The sequence below is a fragment of the Actinomadura montaniterrae genome (assembly GCF_008923365.1).
In the GTDB taxonomy this organism is placed as follows: Bacteria; Actinomycetota; Actinomycetes; order Streptosporangiales; family Streptosporangiaceae; genus Spirillospora; species Spirillospora montaniterrae.
The window spans coordinates 1-7,146 of record NZ_WBMR01000350.1; the positions used below are offsets into that span (position 1 = coordinate 1).

Sequence of the window (7,146 nt, forward strand, 5' to 3'; positions counted from 1 at the left end):
TCTCCGCCGGCGCCTCGACCAGGGCCGGAGCGTCGGCCGGTGCGGGCGCGGGCGGCTGGGCCGGGTGCCCGGTGCGCCGCACCGCGCGGCGCGCGGACGGCAGGAACGCCGCGAGCAGGACGCCGAGCGCGATGGCGCCGGTCGCGATGCCGAGCGAGATCCGGAAGCCGGTCATGTCCGGCACCTCGGCGCCGCCGAAGTGCACGGTGTTGCGGGCGAGGACGGTGCCGAGCAGCGCGCTGGACACCGAGGTGCCGATGGAGCGCATCAGCGTGTTCACGCCGTTCGCGGCGCCGCTCTCGGAGGGGTCGACGGCGCCGAGGATGAGGGTGGGCAGCGCCGAGTAGGCCAGCCCGATGCCGGCGCCGACGAGCGCCGAGACCAGCGCCACCTGCCACACCGCGTTCATCAGGCCCTGCGCCGCGCCGTAGCCGCCGCCGATCACGAGCATGCCGAGGATGAGCGAGGTCTTGGCGCCGAACGCGGCGGAGATCCGCGCCGACAGCGGCGAGACCAGCATCATCGCGATGCCCATCGGGGCCACCGTGAGGCCGGCGACCAGGAGCGACTGCCCGAGGCCGTAGCCGGTCGCGGTGGGCAGCTCCAGCAGCTGCGGGAACACCAGCGACATGGCGTAGAAGGAGATGCCGATGGTGATCGCGGCGAGGTTGGTGAGCAGCACCTGGCGGCGCGCGGTGGTGCGCAGGTCGACGAGCGGGTCGCGCAGCCGCAGCTCCACGACGCCCCACAGCACCAGGATCACGACGCCCACCGCGCCGAGCCCCAGCGTGCGCGGGTTCGTCCAGCCCCAGCCGCCGCCCTTGGTGATCGGCAGCAGCACGGCCAGCAGCCCGGCGGTGAGGCCGATCGTCCCGGCGATGTCGAAGCGCCCCTTCGCCCGCACCTTCGACTCCGGGACGGCGAACGCCACCAGCGCGAACGACACGGCGCCGAGCGCGGCGGCGACGTAGAAGAGCATGTGCCAGCTGAAGTGCTGGGCGATGTAGGCCGCCACCGGGAGGCCGAGCGCGCCGCCGACGCCGATCGAGGAGCTCATCAGCGCCAGCGCCGAGCCGAGCCGCTCCTTCGGCAGCGAGTCGCGCATCAGGCCGATGCCGAGCGGGATCGCGCCCATCGCGAAGCCCTGGATCGCGCGGCCGGCGACCACCAGCAGCAGCTGCGAGCTGACCGCGGCGACCAGCGAGCCGACGACGACGGTGCCGATGCTGACGAGCGTCATCCGCTTCTTGCCGTACAGGTCGCCGAGCCGTCCCATGATCGGGGTGGCGACGGCGCCGGACAGCAGCGTCGCGGTCATCGCCCACGTCGCGTTGGACAGCGAGGTGTGCAGCAGCTGCGGCAGCTGCCCGATGACCGGGATCAGCAGGGTCTGCATGACCGCGACGACGATGCCGGCGAACGCCAGGACGGCGATCAGCAGGCCCGATCCGCGCTCGGCCGGCAGGCCGAGGTCGGGTTCGTGGCCGGCGGCCGCGGCGCCGGCGGGAGCGGCCGTGCGCGGGTGCTGGGCGGTGGCGGGCTGGGTCACGCTGGTACGCCTCCGGGAGGATGGATCGGTCCGTGCGGCGGGGTGGGGGCGCCGCGCTGAGGGCGGCGGGCGCACCCCGTGATCAAGACGATCAGAGCCGGTTTCATTCCCGGGGCGGTGGCCCGCGACGGAGAATGAGACCAGCATCACTCTCCGCGAAGACCGAAATTTACCGATAGAGCCACAGGGATGAGAAAAAGGAGTCATGCCGGTCAGGTCGGCGTGCCCCCGGCACGACCCGCCGGCGGAGATCGCAATAGGCTCGGCGGGACGCCGCCCGCCGCCCGCCGCCCTGACCCGCGCGAGCGCGGACGGCACCGAGCGGCGACGAGACCCGGCATGGAGGCAGGCCCGATGCACCCTTTCCGCGCGGCCATCGAGCAGGGCGACCTCGACGCCCTGCCCGATCTGCTGGCCGAGGACGTGCGGTTCCTCAGCCCGGTGGCGTTCGCGCCCTATGACGGCCGCCCGGTGGTGTCGGCGATCCTGCGCGCGGTGACCCGGGTGTTCGCCGACTTCCGCTACGTCCGGGAGATCAGCGACGGGCGCGACCACGCGCTGGTGTTCAAGGCGCGGGTCGGCGACCGCGAGGTGCACGGCTGCGATTTCCTGCACCACGACGACTCGGGGCTGATCGACGAGTTCTGCGTCATGGTGCGCCCGCTGTCGGGCGCGAAGGCGCTGTCGGAGGCGATGGCGGTGCAGTTCGAGGCCGCCAAGCGCGAGATGGGGCTCGCCTGACGCCGCCGCGCGTCACCTGGCCAGGCCGAGTGCGGCGTATCCGGCGAAGGTGAGCAGCAGGTGGAGCGGGGGCGCGGCCGCCGGCCGGCGGGCCCGGCCGCGCAGGAACCGGTGCCCGGCCGCCGCCGGGACCGCGAGCGGCAGGACCGCGGCGGGCGTCCAGGCGAGCGGTGCCCGTGACCATGCCGCGAGTAGGGCGGCCGACAGCGCGGGCGCCGCGAGGGCGAGGACGGCGCTGCCCCGGAGTCCGAGCGCGGCGGCGTAGGTTCGCTCCCCCGGCCGCGGCTCCCGCGTGATGTTCTTCGCCAGCTCGGCGTGCCCGGCCGCGAGGACGGCCACGACGACGGCGGCGCACCCGGGCCAACCGGCGCGATGGCCCGCCGCGTGCAGGTACCCCGCGTACAGGTAGGCGTGCAGGAGGACGGGTGCGGGCAGGCTGACCAGCAGGTTCACGAGCAGCCGCTCCCCCGGCGGCCATCCCCACCGGCAATGCACGGCGACCAGGATGACCCCGTAGGCCAGTTGAACGCCCAGGATCGCGGCCTGCCACGGCCGCGCCGCGTTGAGCGCCAGAACGGCCGGGGCCCCGAGGGCATAGAGAACACCGAGATCACCGACCCGGACCGCGCCGGACGCCAGCGGACGGCCGGGGTTGAACCGCCGGTCGTAGTCCAGGTCCCGGACGTCGTCCAGCGCCCGCATCAGCAGCAGGTCGGCGAACACCGTGACCGCCGCGACCGCCGTCCCGGCGCCTGGCCGCCACCGCGTGACGAGCGGGTCGAGCGCGGCGAACAGCCCGGTCACCCCGTACGCCCACGCGACCGCGAGCACCAGGGACGGGACCGGCGGGTGGCTCCCGGCGACGTACCGTCCGATGCGGCGGCACCGGCCGGCCCCCGCCCCGCCGCTCGTCAACGCCGCGGGCGCCAGGTCACGGGCAGCTCCCAGACGCCGCGCACGAACATCCGCTCGCGCCAGCGCAGCCGCGCCGGGTCGATCGCCAGGTCGAGGCCGTCGAGCCGGCGGAGCAGCGCGGTGATCGCGACCTGGAGCTGCATCCGGGCGTGCGGCGCGCCGAGGCACAGGTGGCGGCCGTGGCCGAGGCCGAGGTGCGGGTTGGGCGAGCGGTCCGGACGGAACGCGTCGGCGTCCGGGAACGCGTCCGGGTCGCGGCCGGCGGCGTCGGTCAGCGGGACGACGACGTCGCCGCGCCGCAGCGCCGTCCCGCCGAGGCGGGTGCCGGCGAGCACGACGTGCGGCCGGCCGCCGGTGCCGCCGAACCAGACCCAGCGCAGGAACTCCTCGACCGCGGCCGGGACGCGGGACGGGTCGGCGCGCAGCGCCGCGGCCAGGTCCGGCCGCGCGATCAGCTCCAGGACGCAGGCGGCGAGGAAGTTGGACGTGGTCTCGCCGCCCGCCATGAACAGCCCCAGCCCGAAGACGGTGATCTCCTCGGCGGTCAGCCGCTCGGCGGGGTCCGACAGCAGCTCGGCGGGGTCCGACAGCAGCTCGGTGAGCAGGTCGTCGCCGGGGTCTCCGGCGGCGATCGCGGCGCGGCGGGCGTCGAGCAGGGCGGAGAAGTAGCCGAACATGCCCGCGCGGGCCGCCTCGACCTCCGCCGCGGGGACATGGCCCGCCGACATCAGCGCGCCGGTCCACGGCAGCAGCCTACCGAGGTCGGCGGCCGGGACGCCGAGCATGTCGCGGATGAGGGCGTACGGGAGCGGTGTGGCGAAGCGGGCGAGGAGGTCGGCGGGCGGCCCGGCCGCCTCCAGGTCGTCGAGCAGCCGTTCGGCGAGGGCCTCGGCGCGCGGGCGGTCCGCCTCGGCGCGGCGGGCGGTGAACCTGGCCTGGACGGCGCGGCGGCGGCGCGTGTGGGTCGGCGGGTCGGAGGCGACGAGGGCCAGGGACGGGGCGTCGCGGGCGAACAGGGTGCCGCCCGTCCAGGCCTCGCGGCCGAACCCGTCGCCCGCGAGGACGGCGCGGACGTCGGCGTGCCGGGTGACCAGCAGCGCGTCGTGGCCGCCGGGCAGCCGGACGGGCGTCAGCGGCCGCTCGCGCAGCCGCCGCAGGTGGCCGGGGTCCAGCGGGACGCCGGGACGGTGCGGCAGGGGGAAGTCCAAGATCGCTCTCCGGGCGGGGGCGGTCGGGCCGGGGCCGGGTCGGGGTCGGGGTCGGGTCGGGGACGGTCAGGCGCTCAGCGGCGGCGGCAGCGACGCCTCCTCCGCCCGGCGGCCGTCGCGTTCGAGGCTGGTGAGCCGCGCCGAGGTGAGCGCGGCGCGGAACAGCTGGATGCCGCGCGCGGAGCTCGGGTCGATGCCGGACAGGTCGCGGATGCGGTCGAGCCGGTAGTGCAGCGTCCGGCGGTGGATCCACAGCTCCCGGGCGGCGCGCTCGCGGTCGAGGTTGCAGGCGAGCAGCACCTCCAGGGTCCGGCGCAGGTCGGTGCCGGCGTCCAGCGGGGACAGCACCGCGGCGAGCCGCTCCCGGATCCCGGGCTGGCCGAGGATCGCCAGCTCGACGAGCAGCTCGTCGGCGCGGTAGGGGCGGTCCTCGGCGTCCGGGATCGCCTTGACGACCGTCAGCACCCGGGACGCCTCCTCCAGCGCGTCGGGGATCCCGCCGAGATCGCCCCGGCAGGACTCGGCGGCGTGCACCGGCCCCCGCGTCCAGGTGGCGAGCACGGCGACGAACTCGGCGGCCAGCACCTCGGCGCGCACCGGGTCCCCGGCCGGGAACAGCGCGACCAGCTCGGCGAGGTCGCCGGAGTAGAGCACGCCGTCGATCGCCTCCAGGTGCTCGCGGGCCCGCGCCCAGTGCGCCGCGGCGGCCGCGCCGAGGCCGGGCGCCTCGCAGCGCAGCACCAGGTAGCAGGGCGCGAGCGCGACCCCGGCGGCGTCCGCGATGACCCCGGCGGGCGCGCCGTCGATCAGCGTCTCGGCGAGCAGGCGGCGCAGCGGCCGGGACCGGACGCCCTCGCGCGGCGCGTCCGCGTAGCCCTGGATGCACGCCTCCCGGGCCCGTCCCGCGAGCCGCGCGGCGCGGCCCGTCGCCTCGGCCAGCTCGGTGAACAGGCCGGCGGGCGCGCCCGCCCAGCAGGTCCGCGCCGCCGCGGCGAGCGCGCCGTCCCACACCTCCGAAAGCACCGGCAGCGGGATGCCCTGCCGCGCCGCCCGACCCCCGACGGCGCGGAACCGGGCGAGGTCGTCGGCGGGCAGCGGCCCGCCCGCCGCGACGAGCGCGAGCAGCCGCGCGGCGGTCTCCTCCCGGCCGCCGAACAGCGGCCCGGCGGTGCGCCGGATCGGCTGGTGCGCCGGGTGGCCGCCGAGCGCCTCGCCGACCGCCGCGGCGACCCGCGGGCCCTGCGCCGCGAGGAAGTCCGGCAGTCCGCCGGCCGTAGTCATGCGGGGTCCTCCTCTCAGGCCACGGCCAGCCGCAGTCCGGGCAGGTGCACGGCGGTCTCGTCGACCAGGTCGTGCAGGCCGCGGACGAACGCGGGGTCGCCGCCGAGCAGCCCGAGCAGGTCGTGCGCGTGCCCGATGAGCGGCGCGACGGACGCGGCGTAGCCGTCCAGCACGTCCTCGTCGAGCATCCAGGCGGTCAGCTCGGCGCGCGCGCACGCCGAGTGGCGGGCGCCCGCATGGAGCGCGAGGGCCTCCCGCCGCCGCGCGGGCGGAAGGGTCGACAGCAGGTGCGCCAGCAGGTACGTGGCGGTGCCGTTGGCGAGGTCCTCGTGGCGTCCCGACGCCAGGTCGCGCTGGTCGTTGACGAGCTGGCGGAGCACGCCCAGCCGGCGGCCGAACGCGCGCCAGCCGCCGGCCCGGTCGGCTCCCGCGCCGGCGAGCCGGGCCGCGGACGCCGCCGCCATCGCGTACGGCGCGCCCGTCTTGCCCGCGTAGGCGCGCAGCACCGACGCGGGCGTCGCGGCCGACGGGCGTTCGGTGAGGTCGCGGAGCTGCCCGTCCACCGCGTCCAGCCAGACCCGCGACACCTCGTCGGCCAGCCCGAGGCGGACGGCGTCGGGCACCGGCAGGTCCGCGACGAGCCGGGCGGGCAGCTGGCCGCCCACCGCCAGCGCCGTCAGCACCCGCTTGGCGACCGCGGTGTTGCCGGCCGACGGGGCGCCGGGCACGTCGGTCAGGTCGTCGAGGTAGCGGGCCGCCGCCCACCACAGCAGGTGGACGACGGCGAGCGGCCGGGCGGGCGCCGGGTCGCCGGCCTCCGCGCCGTGCACCAGCATCGGCAGCGCGACCATCCCCCGCATCCCGGGACGGGAGCCCTTGGCCCGGACGGTCTCGAAGAAGTCCACCAGGAACTCCGCCATCGCGCCGCCGACCATCTCGCGGCCCTCGTCCAGGCCCATCGCCAGGCCCTCGGCGAGCCGCTCGCACAGCCGGCCGATCTCGGCCTCGGCCTCGGCGGCCGCCCGCTCCTGCGCGGCCCGGCCGAACGCTCCTTCTTCCACGTGTCGACTCCTCATTCTTCGCGGGGTTCTCGGGCGGTGCCGGGGTCAGCCGGCGGCGGCGCCCGCCGGGGCGCCGAGGATCCGGACGGTGCCGGACCGCCCGTCCAGCTCGATCCAGGCGCCGTCGGGGATGCGGGCGACGGCGCCGCCGACCGCGACCGCGGTGGGCACGCCGAGCAGCCGTCCCGTGACGGCGGTGTGCGAGAGCAGGGTGCCGCGCTCGACGACCAGCCCGGACGCGGCGATCATCAGGGCGAGCCAGCCGGGGTCGGTCTCGCGGGCGACGAGGATGCGGCCCGCGCAGTCGCCGGGCGGGACGCGCGGGTCCAGCACGACCTTCGCGCGGCCCCGGACCGTCCCGCCGCCGGACCCGAGCCCGCGCAGCGTGCCG

General features: G+C 77.0%; 7 protein-coding genes. 1 reads left to right on the top strand and 6 read right to left on the bottom strand.

Features of this window, described 5'->3' with window-relative positions; translation table 11 throughout:
* A partial coding sequence (locus F9B16_RS48055) for an MFS transporter (protein ID WP_225992621.1) occupies positions 1–1,549 on the bottom strand: 1,549 nt, incomplete at its 3' end.
* Between the two features lie 354 nt (positions 1,550–1,903).
* Between F9B16_RS48055 and F9B16_RS48060 the strand changes: the two genes are divergently transcribed.
* Complete coding sequence (locus F9B16_RS48060) at positions 1,904–2,290, top strand: nuclear transport factor 2 family protein (protein ID WP_151546954.1); 387 nt, start codon at positions 1,904–1,906, stop codon at positions 2,288–2,290.
* A gap of 12 nt (positions 2,291–2,302) precedes the next feature.
* Here F9B16_RS48060 and F9B16_RS48065 read toward each other — a convergent pair whose 3' ends face one another.
* The 5 genes from F9B16_RS48065 to F9B16_RS48085 all read right to left on the bottom strand — a co-directional run.
* Positions 2,303–3,205: a UbiA prenyltransferase family protein gene (locus F9B16_RS48065; protein WP_151546955.1), complete on the bottom strand. Its 903-nt coding sequence runs from the start codon at positions 3,203–3,205 to the stop codon at positions 2,303–2,305.
* Positions 3,202–4,413: a cytochrome P450 gene (locus F9B16_RS48070; protein WP_151546956.1), complete on the bottom strand. Its 1,212-nt coding sequence runs from the start codon at positions 4,411–4,413 to the stop codon at positions 3,202–3,204. Before F9B16_RS48070 ends, F9B16_RS48065 begins: the two co-directional genes overlap by 4 nt.
* Before the next feature lie 66 nt (positions 4,414–4,479).
* Positions 4,480–5,694, bottom strand: coding sequence for a PucR family transcriptional regulator (locus tag F9B16_RS48075; RefSeq protein ID WP_151546957.1), 1,215 nt, complete (start codon positions 5,692–5,694; stop codon positions 4,480–4,482).
* 14 nt (positions 5,695–5,708) lie between these two features.
* Positions 5,709–6,755 carry a polyprenyl synthetase family protein gene (locus F9B16_RS48080; RefSeq protein WP_192809363.1) on the bottom strand — a complete coding sequence of 349 codons (1,047 nt, stop codon included), beginning with the start codon at positions 6,753–6,755 and terminating at the stop codon, positions 5,709–5,711.
* Positions 6,756–6,800: 45 nt separating this feature from the next.
* The coding region (locus F9B16_RS48085) for a PEP-utilizing enzyme (RefSeq protein WP_264159872.1) at positions 6,801–7,146 on the bottom strand (346 nt) is incomplete at its 5' end.